Source organism: Luteibacter sp. PvP120 (genome assembly GCF_054055715.1).
The window spans coordinates 96,387-116,482 of the sequence record NZ_JBSRXP010000004.1; the positions used below are offsets into that span (position 1 = coordinate 96,387).

15 protein-coding genes are annotated in these 20,096 nt (G+C 67.9%); 4 read left to right on the forward strand and 11 right to left on the reverse strand.

Annotation, left to right across the window (positions count from 1 at the left end):
• Positions 1-14: 14 nt before the first annotated feature.
• From ACVKN3_RS09860 to ACVKN3_RS09910, 11 genes are all read right to left on the reverse strand, one after another.
• On the reverse strand, positions 15-1,694 hold the full coding sequence (locus ACVKN3_RS09860; RefSeq protein ID WP_354515041.1) for a collagen-like triple helix repeat-containing protein: 1,680 nt from the start codon (positions 1,692-1,694) through the stop codon (positions 15-17).
• A gap of 593 nt (positions 1,695-2,287) precedes the next feature.
• A complete protein-coding gene (locus ACVKN3_RS09865) occupies positions 2,288-2,593 on the reverse strand; it encodes an STAS domain-containing protein (RefSeq protein WP_036140518.1) in 306 nt (101 codons plus the stop codon).
• An 11-nt stretch (positions 2,594-2,604) separates the two neighbouring features.
• Complete coding sequence (locus ACVKN3_RS09870) at positions 2,605-3,786, reverse strand: methyl-accepting chemotaxis protein (protein ID WP_285401929.1); 1,182 nt, start codon at positions 3,784-3,786, stop codon at positions 2,605-2,607.
• A gap of 16 nt (positions 3,787-3,802) precedes the next feature.
• Positions 3,803-4,930, reverse strand: coding sequence for a protein-glutamate methylesterase/protein-glutamine glutaminase (locus ACVKN3_RS09875; RefSeq protein ID WP_285401928.1), 1,128 nt, complete (start codon positions 4,928-4,930; stop codon positions 3,803-3,805).
• Between the two features lie 91 nt (positions 4,931-5,021).
• Entirely contained in the window at positions 5,022-5,681 is a 660-nt protein-coding gene (gene cheD, locus ACVKN3_RS09880) for a chemoreceptor glutamine deamidase CheD (RefSeq protein ID WP_036140514.1), read from the reverse strand.
• Positions 5,678-6,553, reverse strand: a complete 876-nt coding sequence (locus ACVKN3_RS09885; protein WP_036140513.1) for a CheR family methyltransferase — start codon at positions 6,551-6,553, stop codon at positions 5,678-5,680. Before ACVKN3_RS09885 ends, cheD begins: the two co-directional genes overlap by 4 nt.
• A gap of 2 nt (positions 6,554-6,555) precedes the next feature.
• Positions 6,556-8,283: a methyl-accepting chemotaxis protein gene (locus ACVKN3_RS09890; RefSeq protein ID WP_354515045.1), complete on the reverse strand. Its 1,728-nt coding sequence runs from the start codon at positions 8,281-8,283 to the stop codon at positions 6,556-6,558.
• Positions 8,284-8,367: 84 nt separating this feature from the next.
• Positions 8,368-8,883: a chemotaxis protein CheW gene (locus ACVKN3_RS09895; RefSeq protein WP_285401926.1), complete on the reverse strand. Its 516-nt coding sequence runs from the start codon at positions 8,881-8,883 to the stop codon at positions 8,368-8,370.
• A 403-nt stretch (positions 8,884-9,286) separates the two neighbouring features.
• Positions 9,287-11,263, reverse strand: coding sequence for a chemotaxis protein CheA (locus tag ACVKN3_RS09900; protein WP_354515047.1), 1,977 nt, complete (start codon positions 11,261-11,263; stop codon positions 9,287-9,289).
• A 50-nt stretch (positions 11,264-11,313) separates the two neighbouring features.
• Positions 11,314-11,676 (reverse strand): response regulator, encoded by a 363-nt coding sequence (locus ACVKN3_RS09905; protein WP_036140506.1) that lies wholly within the window; start codon positions 11,674-11,676, stop codon positions 11,314-11,316.
• A gap of 10 nt (positions 11,677-11,686) precedes the next feature.
• Positions 11,687-12,004 (reverse strand): STAS domain-containing protein, encoded by a 318-nt coding sequence (locus ACVKN3_RS09910; RefSeq protein WP_354515049.1) that lies wholly within the window; start codon positions 12,002-12,004, stop codon positions 11,687-11,689.
• A 258-nt stretch (positions 12,005-12,262) separates the two neighbouring features.
• On the opposite strand from ACVKN3_RS09910, the gene ACVKN3_RS09915 reads away from it, so the two are divergent.
• From ACVKN3_RS09915 to ACVKN3_RS09930, 4 genes are read left to right on the forward strand one after another with little or no spacing between them, the layout of a single operon-like run.
• Complete coding sequence (locus ACVKN3_RS09915; protein WP_456991666.1) at positions 12,263-13,300, forward strand: glucokinase; 1,038 nt, start codon at positions 12,263-12,265, stop codon at positions 13,298-13,300.
• Positions 13,297-15,645, forward strand: a complete 2,349-nt coding sequence (locus tag ACVKN3_RS09920) for a beta-N-acetylhexosaminidase (RefSeq protein ID WP_456991668.1) — start codon at positions 13,297-13,299, stop codon at positions 15,643-15,645. Before ACVKN3_RS09915 ends, ACVKN3_RS09920 begins: the two co-directional genes overlap by 4 nt.
• The gene (locus ACVKN3_RS09925; RefSeq protein ID WP_456991670.1) at positions 15,642-18,254 is read left to right on the forward strand and encodes a glycoside hydrolase family 3 C-terminal domain-containing protein; all 2,613 of its coding nucleotides are present in this window, start codon (positions 15,642-15,644) and stop codon (positions 18,252-18,254) included. Before ACVKN3_RS09920 ends, ACVKN3_RS09925 begins: the two co-directional genes overlap by 4 nt.
• Positions 18,251-20,086, forward strand: a complete 1,836-nt coding sequence (locus ACVKN3_RS09930; RefSeq protein WP_354515053.1) for a glycoside hydrolase family 35 protein — start codon at positions 18,251-18,253, stop codon at positions 20,084-20,086. Before ACVKN3_RS09925 ends, ACVKN3_RS09930 begins: the two co-directional genes overlap by 4 nt.
• The last annotated feature ends 10 nt before the right edge of the window (positions 20,087-20,096 follow it).

A 20,096-nucleotide genomic window follows, 5' to 3' on the forward strand; every position in this document is an offset into this window, starting at 1 on the left:
ACATCACGATGGGATCAGCGGGTACCGCCGCCGAGGCCGATCTTCACGCCGAGCTTGGAGCCTTCGTTCGCATTCAATGCGCCACCCGTGAGGCCTCCCACCAGTCCGCCGACGGTACCGCTTACCGTGTTGGTCACGCCGGTCAGCGCAGCGCCCAGGCCGGCCGGAGCCGCACCGGTCGAGCCGCCACCTGACGTGGCGCCCGAGACGCTACCCGTGGCCGCGGCCACGGTGTTGACCACGGTGCTGACCGCAGCGGTAGCGCCCGACAGCGCGCCACCGTTCGAGACGGCCGCCGTGGCGCCGTTGCCGACACTGGACACCGTGGTGCCGAGCGCCGAGGTCACCGGAGCCAGCGGTGCGAGCGCGCCAGTACCCAGGCCGGATACCGTGTTGCCCGCACCGGTGACGGCCGCGGTAGCTCCAGCGAGCGTGGTACCGACGGTATCGCCACCGCCGACGCCAGCCTTGCCCAGGCCGTTGGAAAGGCCCGCGCCCACCGGCGCCAATGTCGATGCCACGTTCTGCACCGCCACGCCGGCAGTTGCGGTCAGGCCCGACGTCGCGCCCGGTCCCTGCACCGCGGCAATGTTGCTACCCAGCGACGACACGCCCGCGCTAGCACCGCTGACCAGACTGCCGCTTGCCGAGCCGACCGCCGCGACCAGGTTGCCCGAGTTGATCGGCGAGGCGCTGTCGCCCAGCGCGCTGACCACCGGCGTGAGAACGTTGCTCACGGCCTGCGTCAACGTGTTGCCCGAGGCGGAATCCAGTGCGCTGCCGAGCGTCGACCCCACCTGCCCCACGCCAGAGCCCGTATAGCCCACGACACTGCCCACGGCCTGGGTGATCGGCATGATCGGCGTACCCGCACCCACCGTCGCGACACCGTCGCCCAGGTTGTTCACTGCACCGCCCACCTGCGTCACCACGTTGCCGAGGCTGTCCGTCGTCGTACCGACCGGATCGGCGATGTTGCCGATCTGGCCCAGGCCGCCGCTGGTCGCATTGCCGAGCGTCGTCACCGCGCCACCCACGCCCTGCACCGCCGAACTCAGCGCATCGGTCAGGCCCGCCGTACCGCCCAGCACCGTGGTCGTCGGCAACTGCGCACCGACGCCGGTCACCGTGCTGCCGATCGCCGCGATGATGCCGCCCGCTCCCGTCGCCAGCGATCCGACGGCCGTGCTGGCTGCCGCGGTCGTCGGGCCGGTGCCGCCGCCCGTACCACCGCCCGTGCCACCGTCGCCGCCGGTGCCACTGCCGGTGCCTCCCGTGCCGCCGCTACCTCCCGTACCACCGCCGGTGCCGCCGGTACCGCCCGTGCCACCGCCGGTACCACCGGTGCCGCCGCCGGTTCCGCCGTTACCCGTGCCACTGGGGCCACCGGCCGTGCTGTCGCCGCCGGTGCCGCCCGTTCCCGTTCCACCGGTGCTTCCCGTACCCGACGGTCCGCCCGCCGTGTCCGAGCCGCCGCTCCCCGTACCGCCGCTTCCGGAGCCACCGCTTCCCGAGCCATCGCTACCGCTGCCGCTGGGACCGCCGGCCGTACCGGGGCTCACGCTGGTGCCCGTCTTGCTGCCGGAGCGGGTGGAGCCATGACCACTGCAGGCCGTCATCGACACGGCGCCTGCGAGCAGGCAACTGACGAGGACGGTACGTGTGAGAACCTTGCTGAATTTCTGCTCGCTCATGATTCACCCCTCCGAACGCATGGCATTTTGGACACTGCTCCCGACATGTGGGAGCGGAACATCGACTGTGACCCACGTCACACCCGGTGATTCATGAAACGCCGCGCGCCTGTGCCGTATTACGCAAATTTGGCCAATAAACGCGCATATTCCAAGCCGATTCGGCCATTTGTGTAGCTGCGTCAAGCCGCTGACGCGCTGGATCGAGCAAAACGACGAATTCGCGCAAGCTAATCAAAACGCCAAAAAATCCACGTCATTTCCCTGACGTCGTTGTAGGAGCGCACGCACGTGCGCGAACCCTAAACGTGGCTATGGCGAAAGAGGCCATGCATCACATACGTGTTGGCGTTTCCGAGCGAAAAACGAAGCCGGCTTTGACAGGCGCAAGGCTTCGCTTGCCCAATGAATGGCAAGGGTTCGCCGACATCGTCGGCTCCTACAACCGCACGCGATGGCGTAGCCGAGCCGGGCAGTGCGATGGCAAAGCCGAGCCACCCAACGCGATGGCGCAGCCGAGCCCGCCCTACCCCCCACCAGCCCAAAAAAAACGCCCCGATACCGGGGCGTGTTTCAAAACCTGAAAAAACCGCTCAATGCACGGTGAACAACTTATCGAACCCCGCAATACGCAACGTATTCCGCAAATCCGCCCCGGCATTCACGATACGGATCTCCGCACGATCGCCGCCGGCATGCTCGCGCAGCAGCATCAGCATGCCCAGCGCGGAGCTGTCCATGCTGGTCACCTGCTCCAGGTCGAGCACGTAGCTGCGCGCGGCCAGCACGTCGCCCAGGCAGGCATCGTGGAAGGCGCGATGGATCGAGAAGTCGAAGCGATCGCCCAGATGGAGGGTGAGGCAGCCGTGCTCGGCATCGTTGTGAACGTTGATGGACATGGGTGTCTTCCTCAGAACAGGTCGATGTCGCCGGCAGCCATCGACTGCTGGAGGGCGGGGCCGCGGGCACGCAGGCGGGCACGTTCACGCTGCTCGGCAAGGCGGGCACGCACTCGCTGGGCGCGGCCACCGAGCTCGGACGGGTCGGACGGCGCGCAGGCGAGTTCTTCGATGTCGCGCGTGCAGTCGGCGGTGATCTCCTGCAGCTCGACCAGGCGCGAGCGCGTCTGGTGCAGCAGCTGGCTGAGGATGTCCTCGAACTGCAGCGAACGGATGGTGGTGGACACGTCGTTGCCGAGACCGCGGTTGATCGTGGCCGCCTCGTCCGCCGCGGCGCTGGTGCGCTGGTTGGACTCGGTGATCGTCGACATCATCTGGTCGATGTCGCCCTTGGCCGACAGCGCCACGTTCATGTCCTGCGATGCCATGTGGCCAACCAGTTCGCGCAGCTGTTCCATGGCGGTGCGCGAGCGCTCCACGTGGGTGCCGATCTTCTCGTTGAACTGGTTGCTGTGCTGGGCGAGGTTGCGGATTTCCCCCGCGACCACCGCGAAGCCGCGGCCGGATTCACCCGCACGCGCCGCTTCAATGGCGGCGTTGAGCGCCAGCAGGTTGGTTTCTTCGGCGATCGTGTTGACGTTCTTCAGCAGCGCGAACACGGCGTCCATTTCCTTCGCCATGCCGTCGATGCGGTAAACGATGCGCAGGCTTTCGCGCGACAGCTGGACGATCAGGCCAACGAAATGCTCGAGCAGGCCGGCGGTGCGGGAGGCAAAATCCTGCACCGAGATGCCCTGGCCACCGCTTTCGATGATCTCCGTCAGCAGCTTCTGCTGCTTGCCGGTCTTGTGCGACAGGCCGTTGAAGCCGCCGCCCAGCTCGGCCACGGCGTCGCGGACCAGGTCGAGCGCCTGGTGCAGTTCGCGGCTGGCGTGGCCCAGTTCGTCGACGATGGCGCTGCGCACGTCTTCCATCGCCTCGCGTACGGATGCCTCGTCGCTGGTGGCATGCGAGTTGAGCACCACCTCGACCTCCGGCAGCGGGGCCGGCACCAGGCTGATGGCGATCCAGGTAGCCGTCAGCAGGGCCACGACGACCGGGGCGACCCAGGCAGCGTGGAACACCAGGACTATGACCAGGGCGATGGCACTGGCGATAAAGCCGATGCTGCGTTCGTTCTTCGGGATGACCATGATGATGTCTCGTTCTTCAGGTGCCGACGCGGGCGACGGCGGAAACGGGGGTTTGGGCAAGCGCGAGCAAGCGCGCGGCGATGGCGTCCAGCGGCAGCATTTCGCTGGCGGCACCGGCTTTCCAGGCGGCGCCCGGCATGCCCCAGACGACCGATGACGCTTCGTCCTGGACCAGCGTGGGCGCGCCGATTTCCTTCAGTTCGCCCAGACCGCGGGCGCCGTCGTCTCCCATGCCGGTCAGCAGTACGGCAACGGTGGCCGCGCCGACGCTGGCGGCCATGGAGCGGAACAACACGTCGACCGACGGCTTGTGCCGGTTGACCGGCGGGCCGTCGTGCAGGCGACACACATGCTTGGCGCCGTCCCACATCACCAGCAGATGCTGCCCACCCGGCGCGATGTAGGCATGGCCGGCCTGGATGGGCTGGCCGTCGCGGGCCTCGCACACGCGCATGGCGGAGCAGGTATCCATGCGTGCGGCGAACGGACCGCTGAACGCCGCAGGGATGTGCTGGGTGATGACGATCGGCGGGGCGGTCGGCGGCATGGCCTCGAGCACTACGCGGATGGCCTCGGTGCCGCCGGTGGAGGCGCCGATGGCGATGATGCGGGTACCGCCGCGGCTGCCCGCCGTCTGTGCGCGCGGCAGCACTGCGTCGGCGGACAGACGGGGCGGCACGTCCATGCGCGGCACGTCGTACCGCGGCGTGTCCAGGCGGGTGACCTCGGAACGCTCGCGCGGCTTGGCGCCCGCGGCGAGGCGAACCTTGGCGCAGATCTCCGGCGCGTGTTCCATGAAGGTATTGGCGAGGTCGGCCGACGGCTTGGTGAAGAAGTCGATGGCACCCAGCTCGAGTGCGCGCAGTGTGACTTCCGCGCCCTTCTCGGTCAGCGTGGAGACCATCACCACCGGCATCGGCCGCAGGCGCATGAGGTTCTCGAGGAACGTCAGGCCGTCCATGCGCGGCATCTCGACGTCGAGCGTGAGCACGTCGGGGTTGAGCTGCTTGATCTTCTCGCGGGCGATCAGGGGGTCGGCGGCGGTGCCGACCACTTCGATGCCCGGATCGGACTCGAGCATGGTCGACAGCACCTTACGTACCAGGGCCGAGTCGTCGACGATAAGAACGCGAACTTTCTGCATGGATGCTTGCAACTCGGGTGGCGTGACGTCCCCGTCGGTGGAACCGAACGGCGCTGAATGTCTGGGTGGAACGGCCTGACGATTATCGTCGTCAGAAAAGTTCCACCTCTCCCTTTATCGGATCGTCGGCCAATCGCTTGAGGTATCGTTTCTCGCGATCGGCAAGATTGTTGTCGTGGGCGGCTCGCAACTGGCGCACGCGCACCTTGCCGCTGAACGGAAAGAACTGCACCTGGCGCGGGAAGATGTCGCCGACGTCCGACGCGCAGAGCCGCAGCTTCTCGGTGGCGATGTAGCGCTGCACGAAGGCGATGTTGCGCTGGCCGATGTCGGTCATGGTGGCGAGCACGCGGCCGCCGCCGAAGATCTTGACCTCGAAGTCGTCACGGCGACCGCCGGCCTTGAGGATGGCGTTGATCAGCTGTTCCATGGCGTCGTTGCCGTAACGCGCGGCACGACCGACCGTGGAGCTCCAGCTGTCGCGCTCGCCGGCCGGCTCGGGCAACATGAAGTGGTTCATGCCGCCGATACGCAGGCGGGTATCCCGCACGCAGGCCGACACGCACGAACCGAGCACGGTGGAGATCATCTCCTCCTGCCGGCTGACGTAGTACTCGCCGGGCAGGATCTTGACCGTGACCACTTCCTGCGCGGGATCCCAGAATCGCCGGATGTGTTCGAACCCCGGCAGCACCGCCTTGGGATCGAAATTGGCGAACGTCCTGGGCTGCGCAACGAAGGTGTCGCTCATGTGCGTTTCCGGTAGACCGTTCGACCGATCAGGTCGAAGTCCTCGGACAGTCCGTACATGGATTCCGAGTGACCGAGGAAGAGGTAGCCGCGGCTGTCCAGCATGCCGGCGTAACGGGAGAACAGGCGCTGCTTGGTCGGCTTGTCGAAATAGATGACGACGTTGCGGCAGAAGATGGCGTCGAACTTGCCCTGCATGGGCCAGTCGTGGAGCAGGTTCAGCGGCTGGATGGTAACCAGCTCGCGTAACCGCGGGTGCACCTGGGCAAAGCCGTCGAACGAGCCCTCGCCACGCAGGAACCAGCGCTTGCGCCTCGCGTCGCTCACGCCCGACAGGCGCTCGACCGGATAGACGCCCTTGCGACCGAATTCCAGCGCCTGGGGCGACAGATCGGTGGCGAGGATCTTCGCGTCGATCTGGATACCCGTACGCTCCATGGCCTCGGCCAGCACCATCGCGATGGCATAGGGTTCTTCACCGGTCGAGCAACCGGCGGACCAGATACGCAGGCGGCCACCGTTGCGTTTTTCCTCCAGCCAGCGCGGCAGGAGTTCATCGACCAGCATGTCGTAGTGGTGCATCTCGCGGAAGAACGAGGTGACGTTGGTGCTGATGCAGCTGGCCAGTTCGCCCAGCTCGCCATCCGGATCGCGGCGCAGGAGGTCGCAATAGGCGGCAAAGCCGTCGAGCTGCAGCGTGCGCAGCCGCCGCAGCAGGCGCCCCTGGACCAGCTGGCGCTTGTGCTCGCCCAGGGAGATGCCGCAATGCTGCAGCACGAACTCGCGCAGGAAGGTGAACTCGGCGTCGCCGAGGTTCGGACCCGACGCGCTCGTCTGCGCGACGGTGTCGCTGGAATGGACGAGCGCGTTCATGATCAGAACTCCTTCCAGGCGCCTGTGTCGGCCGACTCGGCCGGGCGGGATGCGCGGGTGGCGGGTGCGGCGACAGGCGTGCTGCGCACCGCGGCAAAGACGGTTTCCATTTCCTGCTGCGTGGCGTCCTTGCGCGGCGCCTTGGCGGCGGGCGTGGAGGAGGCGACGTTGCCGGTAACGCGGAAGAACGAGACCTGGCGGCTGAGCTCGGTGGCCTGCTCGTGCATGGCACGCGCGGCCGCCGCGGATTCCTCGACCAGCGCGGCGTTCTGCTGGGTCATTTCGTCCATCTGCAGCACGGCATGGTTGACCTGGTCGATGCCGGCGGACTGCTCGGAGCTGGCCGCCGCGATCTCGGCGACGATGTCGGTCACCTTCTTCACGCTTTCGACGATCTCGGCGAGCGCCTTGCCCGACTGGTCGACCAGTTCCGAACCGGCCCTGACCTTGCTGGCGCTGTCGTTGATCAGGCCCTTGATCTCCTTGGCCGCACCCGCCGAACGCTGGGCGAGGTTGCGAACCTCGGTGGCGACCACGGCGAAGCCGCGACCCTGCTCACCGGCGCGGGCCGCTTCCACCGCGGCATTGAGCGCCAGGAGGTTGGTCTGGAAGGCGATTTCGTCGATGAGGCTGACGATGTCGGAAATCTTCTTGCTGGAGCTGTTGATCTCGCGCATGGCCACGACCGTCTGGGCGACCACTTCACCGCCCTTCTCCGCCTGCTCGCGGGCACCGCGGGCCAGCTGGTTGGCGTGGCTGGCGTTCTCGGCGTTCTGCTTGACCGTGGAGGTCATTTCTTCCATCGAGGACGCGGTCTGTTCCAGGCTGGAGGCCTGTTCCTGCGTGCGCTGGGAGAGGTCGTCGTTACCGCGCGAAATCTGCTGCGCTGCCGTGCTGACCGAACCGGAGCCGTGGCGCACCTCGGTCACGATGTCGCTGAGGCGCTCGTCCATGGCGCGGAACGCCGACTGCAGCTGGCCCAGTTCGTCGGTACGCGTGACCTTCACGTCGTGGCCCAGCTTGCCCTCGGAAATCTTGTTGGCGATGTCGACCGCCTCGTTGAGCGTGCGGATGACCGAACGGATCACCAGCACACCGATCAGCAGGCAGATCGCCAGGCCGATGGCGAGCGAGCCGATGCTCAGCGTGCGGATCAGCGCGTACTGCGAGGACTCGGTGGCGTAGATCTCGGAGGCTTCCTCACGCTTGGCCTCGATCAGCTTGGTCAGCTGCGACTGGCGATCCATCAGCAACGGACGCACCTGCATTTCCAGGACGTCGGAAGCGCCTTCGTCGGCCTGCTTCAGCGCATCGACCATGTCGGCCTTGGCCTGGTCGTAATCGGACGCGGTGGCTTCCCACTTGTCGTAGAGCTTCTTGACGTTGGCCGACATCGGGATCTTGAGGAACTCGGCCTGCGTCTTGTCGATGTCCGCCTGGTACTTGTCGAACTCCGCCAGCTTCTGCTTCACCTGGTCGGCGTTGCTGACCTTGGTGCCGGCCTCGCCGAGCACCACGAACGACATCAGCGAATTGGTGGCGATGTGCGAGAGCATCTCCGAAGGTGCAAGTCCTTCCTGGTAGATCTTGCGCATGCCTTCGTTCTGGAAGTGCATGGCGCCCAGGCCTACGGCCGCGCCACCGAGCAACATGATCGTGAGCAGGCCGAGCACGCCGTAGAGACGACCGCGGACGGTCAATGCGGGCTTCTTGAACTTGAACTTCTTCATTACGATTCCAATCGGCAAGGTGCGGCAAAGGCAAACCGGGCATCGCGTGCCGCAGTAGCCGGGGCCACCGCGACAGGCTCAGGCTCAGGCGACGGCTTTGACATCCGTGGAGGCCAGGGCGGCTTCCAGCATCTGGGCGTCCTGCGGCTGAAGCAGGCGATCAACATCGAGCAGGAGGACCATGCGCTCCCCGACGGAGGTCAGGCCCTTGAGGTATTCGGTATCGACCGAGGTACCCATGTCGGGCACCGGGCGGATGCTGCCGGGGGCGACTTCCACCACGTCGGAGACGGCGTCGACCACCACCCCGAACTGGCGACCGTTGACCATCACGATGACGGTGACGGTGGTGGCCGTGTAATCCTCGCGATCCAGGCTGAAGCGCAGGCGCAGGTCCAGCACCGGGACGATGGCCCCGCGCAGGTTGAGCACGCCCAGCACGTAGGGCGGTGCCTGCGGGATGCGTGTGACGGCTGTCCAGCCGCGAATCTCGCGGACGGCAAGGATGTCCACCGCGTATTCCTCGTTGCCGAGGTTGACGGTGAGATATTGCGCGGCCTCTTCGGACGCGTCGATGGCGGTATTGGCTGCTTGGTTCATGTCGTTCCCACGGCGGATCGGATCGGCGGTTCGGGACCCCTTCCCTTGGGGTATCGGCTATCCCCAGCGGAGCTTGAGGGCCAATTTCAACGTGATGTGCGCGGATGTGAGCCAGGCAGGCCCGGGCGGGCGGCAGGCGTGGGACGCGCGGGTGCAGGACGGGCGCTTATGGGACCGGCGCGTCTGGTGCGGGCGCGTCTGGTGCGGGCGCGTCCGGGTCGGGCGCATGGGCGCCTGGGCGCATGTAGGAGCGCGCGTGCGCGCGCGACATGGTTTGAGGCCGTGAGCCCGGATCTGGCGCGCCAGCTCCGGGGTTATCGCGAGAAGATGTCGCGCGCGAGCGCGCGCTCCTACATACAGACATGCACCGCGGGGTGTGTGTGCCCCGTGGTGCCGGCCTGCGTCAGGCGGCCTTGCGGCGGGCCTGGAGGCGCACCAGGCCGGCGACGTCGGCGATCAGGGCGACCGAGCCATCCGCGAGGATGGTGGCGCCGGAGATGCCGCTGACCCGGCGGTAGTTCGCCTCGAGCGACTTGACGACGGCCTGCTGCTGGCCGATCAGTTCGTCGACGAACAGGCCGATGCGGCTGCCCTCGCCTTCCACCACGATGACGATGCCCTCGTCGATGGTGCGGCGCTGACCTTCGCAGTTGAATACGTCGAACAGGCGGACGATGGGGAGCCACTGGTCGCGGAAGCGGAACAGCTCGCCGCCACCAGCCACGCTGCGCAGCGCATCGGGCTTGACCTGCACGGACTCCACGATCGATACCAGCGGCACGATGTAGGTTTCCTCGCCCACCGCCGCCGTCAGGCCGTCGATGATCGCGAGCGTCAGCGGCAGCGTGATGGTGAAGGTGGTGCCCCGGCCCTGCACGCTACGGATATTGACCGTGCCGCCCAGGTCCATGACGTTGCGGCGTACCACGTCCATGCCCACGCCACGGCCCGACAGGTCGGTGGTGGCGGCGGCGGTGGAGAAGCCCGCTTCGAAGATGAGGTCGGCCACGGCGTCGTCGGACAGGTGCTCGCCGGAGCTGATGATGCCGCGCGACACGGCCTTGGCGACGATGGCGTCGCGGTTGAGACCGGCGCCGTCGTCCGCCACCTCGACCACGATGGAGCCGCCGCGGTGGAAAGCTTCCATGCGCAGCGTGCCGGTGTCGCCCTTGCCCGAGGCCAGGCGCTTGTCGGGCATCTCCAGGCCGTGATCGATCGCGTTGCGCACCAGATGGACCAGCGGATCGCCGATCTTTTCCAGCACGGTCTTGTCGAGTTCGGTGGTTTCGCCGCGCATGTCCAGCACGACTTTCTTGTCCAGCTTCTGGGCGAGGTCGCGGACCAGGCGCGGGAAGCGGTTGAACACCGTGCTGATGGGCAGCATGCGGATGCTCATCACGCTTTCCTGCAGCTCGCGGGTGTGCCGACCCAGCTGGGCCAGGCCCTGGCGGAACATTTCCAGCTGCGATTCGTCCACGCCGTCGTTGAACTGGGTGAGCATGGACTGGGTGATGACCAGCTCGCCGACCAGGTTGATCAGGACGTCGATCTTCTCGATGCCGACGCGGACCGAGCTGGATTCGCTGTTGACCGCGGGTTCGCGGACGGCGCGTGTCGCAGCGGCCGCAACCGGCGCGATGGCCTCGACGACAGGCGCGGCCACCGGTGCCGACAGGCGCGGCGTGGCCGTGAGGTCGCAGTCGCCGTCGACCCAGTCGAACACGCCTTCGACGGCGGCGCGCTTGGCGCCGGCGTCCAGGCTCAGCGTCCAGCCGAGGTAGGACGACTCGGCGTCCATGTCGGCCAGCGCGGGAAGCTTGCTGGTGTCACAGGTGACCGTGAGCGGGCCCATGGCCTCCAGCTCGCGGAACATGCGTGCCGGATCGTTGCCGGTCTTGAGCAGGTAATCGAACGGGCGGAACGCGATGTCCCAGCCTTCGATGGCTTCGACCGGTGCGACGGCCTTGACCGCCACCGGCGCCACCGGGGCGCCCGAGACCATGGCCGACAACTCGGCCAGGAGCGCCTGGCTTTCCGGCGTGGCGGCCGGCTGGCCGGCCATCGACAGGGACAGCATGTCGCGCACCGTATCGCCCGAGCGCAGCAGCAATTCGACGACGGCCTTTTCCATCGGACGGCGGCCACTGCGGACCTCATCCATCAGGTTTTCGGCCACGTGCGTAAATGCCGCGACGTCGGTGAAACCGAACGTGGCCGCACCGCCCTTGATCGAATGGGCGGCACGGAACACGACGTTGATCAATTCCGGGTCTTCGGCACCCTCGTCCAATGCGAGGAGCGCCTGCTCCATGGCGTCGAGACCGTCGAGGCTCTCTTCATGGAACGCCTTGTGGAATTGCGCCAGATCGACTTTGGACATGGGGGAACCCTGGATGACCGGAACGTGTAAGGAAGCGACTTGCGGAAAGATCAGCCGAGAACGCGGCCGACGGTGGCCAGCAGCTGCTCCGGATCGAACGGCTTGACCAGCCAGCCGGTGGCACCGGCGGCCTTGCCTTCCATCTTCTTTTCCGGATTGGACTCGGTGGTGAGCATGAGGATGGGCACGCCGCGGTAATCCGGACGGGTGCGGATCTCACGAACCATCGAGATGCCGTCCATCACCGGCATGTTCACGTCGGCGAGGATCAGGTCGAACTTGTGCACGGCGGCGGAATCGAGCGCCGCCTGGCCGTTGTCGGCCTCTTCGACGTCGTGACCGGCGCCACGCAGGGTGAAGGCGACCATGCTGCGCATGGAAGCCGAATCGTCTACCGCAAGAATCTTAGCCATCGAAGCACCTTCAGTTCACGCCGGCGTGGGCCGGCAGTTCAATCAGACTGTTGAGACCCAGCACGGCCACGCCGCGCTGGAGGGGATCGCTGACGCCTGTCCAGGTGACGGTGCGTCCTGCCGCCCGCGCATCGCGGGAAAACGCGGCAAGCAACTGTAGCGCCGCCGTGTCGACCTGGGCCACCGCGCTACCGTCGATACCGACCGGACCGCCGCTGGCGAGCGCCGCCAACAGCGTATCGCGCAGCGCGGGGGCTGCGGCGATGCGCAGGTCGGCATCGAGTGCCAGCGCTGTGCTGGTGGCTTCTTTGGAGGATTTCTTGGCCATCGTCCGTACCATGGGGACCCCGTGGCGCAGATCGCCTGGGGTCGTTCGATGGGCTTATCGGCCCCACGGGGGAAAGCTTTAGGCGATGCGTCACCGGTTATGAAATCCACCGCCGACTATTGTGAAATTCACCCATCTTCACCAGTGAACATGATATTCATTGACAACGTTGTCATGGCGGAAAAAACTCGAACCGTATCGTCGCGCCGCATGACCTTTTTCGTCACGCGGCGATCGCCAGCAATCACGGGGTCAATGATGGGAACCTTCTCCAACCAGCCGGTCGTCACGGACATCGCGTCGGCGCGGCGCCCGGTGCTTGCGGCGGATGTCGGCGGCACGCACGCACGCGTCGCGCTGGTCTATCCCCAGGGGCCGGCACAGGCGGCCGTCCAGCTGCTTTGTCACCGCCGCTACGTCGGCGCCGAATGGCCCAGCCTGGCCGCCATCCTAAAGGATTTCCTGGCAACCCATGCGTACCTGGCCCCGCTGGGGGTGGAGCGCTGCGCCATCGCCATCGCCGGGTATGTGCTGAATGACCAGGTCGCCAACAGCAACCTGCCGTGGCCGGTGGCGCTCGGCGACATCCGCGCCGTGGCGGGCGACGCGCTGGAGGTGGTCAACGACTTCGAGGCGGTGGCCTTCGCCAGCCAGTTCATCGACCCTGCCGAGGCGATCGCCGTGCTCCCGGGCATCCCGGGTGGTACGCGCGGTCCCGTCGTGGTGATGGGACCGGGTACCGGGCTCGGCTCGGCCGTGCTGCTGCCGGGCGACGGGCAGGCCACGGTATTGCCCACGGAGGCGGGCCAGATCGCCTTCGCCCCCGGCGACGAGCGCGAGGCGGCCATTCTGCGCGTCCTGGCCCGAACCCGGCCTTACGTGTCGGTCGAGTCGCTGCTGTCGGGACCCGGCCTGCTGGCCACCTATCGCGCCCTCGCCGAACTGGACGGGCGGGACGCGTCGCTGGCCACCCCCGGCGAGGTGAGCGCGGCCGGCATGGCCGGTACCGATCCGACCGCGCATGCCGCGCTGGACGTCTTCTGCGCCGTGCTGGGCGGTTTCGTCGGCGACCTGGCCGTGCTCTACGGCGCGCACGGTGGCGTATTCCTGGCCGGCGGCATCCTTCCCCAGATCAGCGACTTCGTCCTGGCCAGCCGGTTCCGCGAGCGCTTTTTCAACAAGGGCGTCATGCGACCTTTCCTGGAGCGCGTGCCGGTGTGGCTGGTGGAGCACGGTCACCTTGGCGTGCTGGGCGCGGCCACGATGCGCGCGGGCTCGCGGGTGGGCTCACGATGACCGTCGGCAGCAACGGCCGGAAGCCCGCGGCACGGCACCTTGGCCGCCGCCTGGCCCTGGCCGCCGCGCTGGCCTGCACCGGCGGCCTGGTGCACGCCGACGCGCTGCCGCTCATTCCCCTGCCCGCCGACATCCGGCAGACCGAAGGCTCGCTGGCCATCGACGCGCATACCGTCATTGCCTATGCGCCCGGCGATCGTGGCGCCGAAGCCGCCGCGGTCTACCTCGCCGCCGAACTGAAACGCAGCCGCGGCCTGTCGCTGACGCCCATCCCCACGCGGCAGCCACCCCATGGCGCGATCGTGCTGCGTACCGATCCGGCAACCCGCGTGACCCAGGCGGACGGCTACACCCTCGACATTACCGGCGACGGCGCCCGGATCGCCTCGCGCGGCGACGCGGGTCTTTTCTACGGTGCGGTCACCCTGTGGCAGCTGGCGAGCGCGGATGGCCGGCAGGGTGCGACACACGTCCCCGACGTCGCCATCCGTGACTGGCCGCGCTTTGCATGGCGCGGCCTGATGCTCGACGTCGCCCGGCATTTCCACGACGTGGCCGCGGTCAAGCAGGTGCTCGACGCCATGGCCGAGCACAAGCTCAACGTCTTCCACTGGCACCTCAGCGACGACCAGGGCTGGCGCATCCAGATCAGGCGTTACCCCCGCCTTACCGACGTGGGCGCCTGGCGGACGCCGCCGGGCGCGGGCACGTTCGGCGAGCCGGAGCGCTACGGCGGCTTCTACACCCAGGAGCAGATCCGTGACGTGGTGGCTTATGCCGCCGCCCGCCACATTACGGTGGTGCCGGAACTGGACATGCCCGGCCACGCACAGGCCGCGGTGGCCGCCTACCCCGAGCTGGTCGGTGTCACCGGCGAGCACCCCGCGGTTTCCGTGGACTGGGGTGTCAATCCCTACCTCTACAACGTGGACGACAAGAGCTTTACCTTCATCGAGAACGTGCTCGACGAGGTGATGGCGTTGTTCCCGTCCACGTACATCCACCTGGGCGGCGACGAAGCGGTCAAGGACCAGTGGAAACAGTCGCCTGCCGTGCAGGCGAAGATGGCCTCACTGGGCATCAAAGATGAAAACGCGCTGCAAAGCTGGTTCACCGATCGCCTGGGCGATTACCTCGCCAAGCACGGCCGGCGTCTGATCGGCTGGGACGAAATCCTCGAAGGCGGCCTGCCGCGCACGGCATCGGTGATGTCATGGCGCGGTGTCGAGGGTGCGGTGGCCGCAGCGAAGCAGGACCACGACGTGGTGCTCGCGCCCGCCGGCTGGATGTATTTCGACAACCTGCAGAGCGACCGCGCCGACGAACCCAACGGTCGTCTGTCCGTGCTCGACCTCAAGCGCGTCTATGGTTTCGAACCGGTGGATGCGTCGCTGACACCGGAACAGGCCCGGCATGTGCTGGGTACCGAGGCCACCCTCTGGAGCGAGTTCATTCCCTCTACTCGCCACATACAGCATGCACTGTTCCCGCGCCTGGATGCCATGGCGGAAATCGCCTGGTCGCCACGTGACGTGCGCAACTGGGACAGCTTCCTGCAGCGGCTGCCCGCGCAGGTGCGTCGCTATGCGGCACTCGACATCGACGCGTCGGATACCGCGTTCGCGCCGGGCATCCACCTCGACGAACCGGTGTCCGGCATCCTGCGCGCCGGCAAGGCCACGGTGCGGATCGACACCCAGATGACGTTCGGCACGATCCGCTACACGACGGACGGCAGCCTGCCCGATACGCAGGCCAAGGCCTATGCCGCGCCCTTCGACGTGACGCTGCCGACCACCGTGCGCGCCGCGACCTTCGCCCCGGACGGCACGCGGATGGCCGCGGTACGCAGCCGCGTGATAGACCGCGACACGCTGCTGACCCGACGCACCGGCGAGCTGACGAAGTGTGCCGATGGCAGCCTGGGCCTGCGGATGCCGTTGTTGCCCGACCTGGGCGCAATGGATACCGCGGTATTCGACATCGACCTGTTCCATGCCTGCTGGGCCTACCCGGCCGCGCCGCTGGACGGCATCACCGGCATCCGCGTGGACGTGGCCCGGCTGGCCCGCAATTACGGCCTGTCGCACGATCTGTCCAAGGTCGTGTCCTACCCGGCGAAAACCGCCTACGGCGAGCTGGAGATCCACCAGGACACCTGCGCGGGCCCGCTGCTGGCCTCCCTGCCCCTGCCACCGGGAAAATCCCTCGGCGAACGCTTCGTCCTGCAAGGCAAGCTGCCCGCGGTGCGTGGCGACCACGATCTGTGCCTGCGCAGCACCGCACCCATCACCGGCCCGCTTTACGGCCTGGGTTCGGTGAAACTGACCGGGCCGGCGCAGTGAGCGGCCGTCACGCGACGCGGCGTGTCGCAGCCGTCGCGGCCGCGTTGCTGCTGTGGGTGGGCCACGCATCGGCCGTCACCCCGGCGGCGGCACCCGAGCAACGCGCCCGCGACCTGGTCTCGCGCATGAGCCTGGACGAGAAGGTAGCGCAGTTGCAGAGCGCGGCGCCGGCGATACCGCGGCTCGGCATTCCCGCCTACGAGTGGTGGAACGAAGGCCTGCACGGGGCGGCACGCGCGGGTTATGCCACGGTGTTTCCGCAGGCGATCGGCCTGGCCGCCAGCTGGAATCCCGACCTGCTGCAGCAGGTGGGCGAGGCGATAGCGCAGGAAGCGCGCGCACGCTTCGACGCCATCGGCGCGGGCCACGACCACGGCCGCTACGAAGGGCTGACCATCTGGTCGCCGAACATCAACATCTTCCGCGATCCCCGCTGGGGCCGTGGCCAGGAAACCTACGGCGAGGATCCCTACCTCACCGGCCGGCTGGCCGTGGCCTTCGTGCAGGGTATCCAGGGGCCCGACCCGGCGCACCCGCGCGCGATCGCCACGCCGAAGCACTTCGCCGTGCACAGCGGACCGGAGGCCGGTCGGCACGGCTTCGATATCGACGTGTCGCCGCACGATAAGGAAGCGACCTTCCTGCCGGCGTTCCGCGCCGCGATCACGGAAGGCCACGCGGGCTCGGTGATGTGCGGCTACAACGCGCTGCACGGCACACCGGTGTGCGCGGATGCGGGTTTGCTCCAGGACACGTTGCGCACGAGCTGGGGCTTTACCGGCTTCGTCGTCTCCGACTGCGACGCGGTGGACGACATGACCAAGTTCCACTACTACCGCGCGGACAACGCCGGCTCGTCGGCGGCCGCCCTGCGCGCGGGCACCGACCTGGATTGCGGCTTCGCCTATGCGGAGCTTGGCGAGGCGGTGCGCCGCGGCGACGTGGACGTATCCGTGCTGGATACGGCCCTGGTCCGCCTGTTCGCGGCCCGCTACCGGCTCGGCGAACTCGGCGTGTCCGCATCGCCCCGTGCCCGGCCCGCCGAGTCGCCGGCGCATGCGGCGCTTGCGGTGGACGCGGCGGCGCAATCGATGGTGCTGCTCAAGAACGACAACGGCGCGCTGCCCCTGCGCGGCACCCCGCGCATCGCGGTGATCGGACCCAACGCCGACACCGTGGAAACCCTGGAAGCGAACTACCACGCCACGTCGCGCGCACCGGTCACGCCGCTGCAGGGCTTGCGCACGCGTTTCGGTACCGAACGCATTCGTTATGCGCAGGGCTCGCCGGTGGCCGTGGGCGTGCCGGTGCCGGTACCGGAAACCGCGCTGCGCACGCAGGTCGCCCCCGGCGCCGCGACCGGCCTCAGCGGCAGCTATTTCGTCGGCACCGGTTTCCAGGGCAAGCCCCGCGCCACGCGCGTGGATCGCACCATCGACTTCGACTGGGACCACGTGACCCCCGCGGGCCTGCCCAAGGGCACCTATGCGGTGCGCTGGACCGGCGCCCTGCTGCCGCCCGGTCCCGGCGACTACACGCTGGCGGTGCATGTGGATCGCTGCTTCGACTGCGTCGGCCACGATCCGGTGCGCCTGTTCGTCGACGGCAAGCCCGTGGTGCAGGACGACGGTAGCGACACGAGCATGCAGGCCCGCCTGCACTTCGACGACACCCGGCCACACGACATCCGCCTGGAGTACGTGCACAGCGGCAACGACCAGGGCGTCCGCTTGCAGTGGCTGGCGCCCGCCGACGCGCAGCTGGCCGAGGTGGACCGTGCGTTGAGCGACGCCGATGTCGCCGTGGCTTTCGTCGGTTTGTCGCCCGACGTCGAAGGCGAGGAACTGCGGATCGAGGTACCGGGCTTTGCCGGTGGCGATCGTACCGACATCGGCCTGCCCGCCGCGCAACGCGCCCTACTCATGCGTGCCGCAGCCAGCGGCAAGCCGCTGGTCGTGGTACTGATGTCCGGCAGCGCGGTGGCGCTGGACGAGGCGAACGAGCGCGCCGCCGCCATCGTCGCCGCGTGGTACCCCGGCCAGAGCGGCGGCACCGCGGTGGCGCGCCTGCTGGCGGGCGACGACAACCCCGCCGGGCGCCTGCCGGTCACGTTCTACCGTTCCGTGCGCGACCTGCCTCCCTTCACCAGTTACCAGATGAAGGGGCGCACCTATCGCTACTTCGACGGCACGCCGCTGTACCCCTTCGGCCACGGGCTCAGCTACACGCGCTTCGCTTACGCCGAGGCACGCCTGTCGCAGCCGGCGCTGACGGCGGGCGATACCCTCACCGCCAGCGTGGACGTGCGCAACAGCGGCGAGCGCGACGGCGACGAAGTGGTCCAGGCGTACCTCGGTTTTCCCGAAGGCGACAAACTCGCGCCGCACCGCACGCTGGTCGGGCTGCAGCGCGTGCACCTGCGCGCCGGCGAAACGCGCCGGATCACCTTCGTCCTCGATCCCCGCCGGCTCAGCTCCGTGGATGCGGCTGGCCAGCGTGCCGTCGTCCCCGGCAGCTACCGACTCTTCCTCGGCGGCGGCCAGCCGGGCGATGCGCCGGGCCAGTCGCTGGAGTTCACCCTTCAGGGCCGGCAGGCGCTGCCGCGATGACGCGCCTCGTGCCGCGTCTCGCGTTACTGGTGGCCGGCCTGCTCGCGGTGCTGCCCGCGGCCTTCGCCAACCCGCCGCTGACCGTGTCCGGCGCGCATTTCATGCGTGACGGCAAGCCTTACCAGATCATCGCCGGCGACATCCACTTCCAGCGGGTGCCGCGGGCGTACTGGACCGACCGGCTGCGCAAGGCGCGGGCGATGGGCCTGAACACCATCACCACCTACGTGTTCTGGAACGTGGTGGAACCGACGCCCGGCCAGTTCGACTTCAGCGGCAACAACGACGTGGCCGCCTTCGTGAAAGCGGCACAGGCCGAGGGACTCAACGTCATCCTGCGTCCGGGGCCGTACGTGTGCGGCGAGTGGGATGCCGGCGGTTTCCCCGCGTGGCTGTTTGCCGAACCGGGCATGCGCGTACGCACTCGCGACCCGCGTTTCCTCGCCGCCGCCGACCGCTACCTGCAACGCCTGGGCAAGGAACTGGCACCCCTGCTCGCGTCCCGCGGCGGCCCCATCGTCGCCACCGAGCTGGAAAACGAATACGGCTCGTACAGCGACGACAAGGCCTACCTCGGCCAGATCCGCGACATGCTCAAGCGGTCGGGCCTGGCGGACGACCTGCTGCTCACCTACGACGGGCCCGACCTGCTCGCCAATGGCACCCTGCCCGATGTGACGGCGGTGATCGACTTCGCGCCGGGCGAGGCGAAGAAAAGCTTCGAGACGCTGGCGCGCTTCCGGCCGGATGCACCGCGCATGGCCGGCGAATACTGGGCCGGCTGGTTCGATGCGTGGGGCGGCAAGCATGCCGACACCGATACGAAGCAACAGGCCGACGAACTGGCCTGGATGCTCAGCCAGGGCGATTCAGTCAACGTGTACATGGTGCATGGCGGCACCAGTTTCGGCTTCATGAACGGCGCCAATTTCCAGGGCAACCCCTCGGACCACTACACGCCGCAGACCACCAGCTACGACTACGACGCCGCGCTGGATGAAGCGGGACGCCCGACCCCGAAGTACCTGCGCTTTCGCGAGGTGATCGCGAAGGCGACCGGGCAGGCCCTACCCCCGGTGCCGGCGTCGCCGCCCCTGCGCAGCCTTCCCGCCTTCACCCTCGACGAATCCGCATCGCTATGGGACAACCTGCCGGCGCCGCACGCCTCCGAGCAACCCCGGTCGATGGAAGCGTATGGCCAGTCCTACGGCTACATCCTCTACCGCACCACGGTGCATGGTCCGTTCCACGGCACGCTGTACCTGGGCGACGTGCGCGACTATGCGGCGATCTACCTCGATCGCGACGCCCGCGGCACGGTCGACCGACGACTGAAGCAGGTGTCCGTGCCGCTCGATGTCGGCAGCGGCGAGCACACGCTGGACATCCTCGTGGAAAACACCGGCCGCGTGAACTACGGGCCGCACCTGGACGACGGCCGCGCCGGGCTGGTCGACCCGGTAATGCTCGGCAGCGATGTGCTGACCGGCTGGCAGGTGTATCCCCTGCCCATGGACACACCACGCACGCTGCGCGGCTGGACGACCGCCCCGCTCGCGGGCCCGGCGTTCCACCGCGGCCACGTGGCTATCGACACGCCGGCCGACACGTTCCTGGACACGCGGGCGTTCGGCAAGGGCGCCCTGTGGCTCAACGACGTAAACCTGGGCCGGATCTGGTCGATCGGACCCCAGCATGACCTTTACGCGCCCGGCCCCTGGTTCCACCGGGGCCGCAACGACGTGGTGGTGTTCGACCTGGACACGCGCGACAAACCCGTCGTAAGGGGTGTCGATCACCGGCTGTGGTCCGACCCCGCCAAACAACCCTGACTTTTTGCGC

Bases quoted from the DNA above. Each gene is read 5' to 3' on its own strand.
- ACVKN3_RS09900 (WP_354515047.1), bottom strand. From the start codon at position 11,263: ATGTCCAAAGTCGATCTGGCGCAATTCCACAAGGCGTTCCATGAAGAG.
- ACVKN3_RS09860 (WP_354515041.1), bottom strand. From the start codon at position 1,694: ATGAGCGAGCAGAAATTCAGCAAGGTTCTCACACGTACCGTCCTCGTC.
- ACVKN3_RS09905 (WP_036140506.1), bottom strand. From the start codon at position 11,676: ATGGCTAAGATTCTTGCGGTAGACGATTCGGCTTCCATGCGCAGCATG.
- cheD (WP_036140514.1), bottom strand. From the start codon at position 5,681: ATGAGCGACACCTTCGTTGCGCAGCCCAGGACGTTCGCCAATTTCGAT.
- ACVKN3_RS09910 (WP_354515049.1), bottom strand. From the start codon at position 12,004: ATGGCCAAGAAATCCTCCAAAGAAGCCACCAGCACAGCGCTGGCACTC.
- ACVKN3_RS09890 (WP_354515045.1), bottom strand. From the start codon at position 8,283: ATGAAGAAGTTCAAGTTCAAGAAGCCCGCATTGACCGTCCGCGGTCGT.
- ACVKN3_RS09915 (WP_456991666.1), top strand. From the start codon at position 12,263: ATGGGAACCTTCTCCAACCAGCCGGTCGTCACGGACATCGCGTCGGCG.
- ACVKN3_RS09930 (WP_354515053.1), top strand. From the start codon at position 18,251: ATGACGCGCCTCGTGCCGCGTCTCGCGTTACTGGTGGCCGGCCTGCTC.
- ACVKN3_RS09895 (WP_285401926.1), bottom strand. From the start codon at position 8,883: ATGAACCAAGCAGCCAATACCGCCATCGACGCGTCCGAAGAGGCCGCG.
- ACVKN3_RS09875 (WP_285401928.1), bottom strand. From the start codon at position 4,930: ATGCAGAAAGTTCGCGTTCTTATCGTCGACGACTCGGCCCTGGTACGT.
- ACVKN3_RS09865 (WP_036140518.1), bottom strand. From the start codon at position 2,593: ATGTCCATCAACGTTCACAACGATGCCGAGCACGGCTGCCTCACCCTC.
- ACVKN3_RS09920 (WP_456991668.1), top strand. From the start codon at position 13,297: ATGACCGTCGGCAGCAACGGCCGGAAGCCCGCGGCACGGCACCTTGGC.
- ACVKN3_RS09885 (WP_036140513.1), bottom strand. From the start codon at position 6,553: ATGAACGCGCTCGTCCATTCCAGCGACACCGTCGCGCAGACGAGCGCG.
- ACVKN3_RS09870 (WP_285401929.1), bottom strand. From the start codon at position 3,786: ATGGTCATCCCGAAGAACGAACGCAGCATCGGCTTTATCGCCAGTGCC.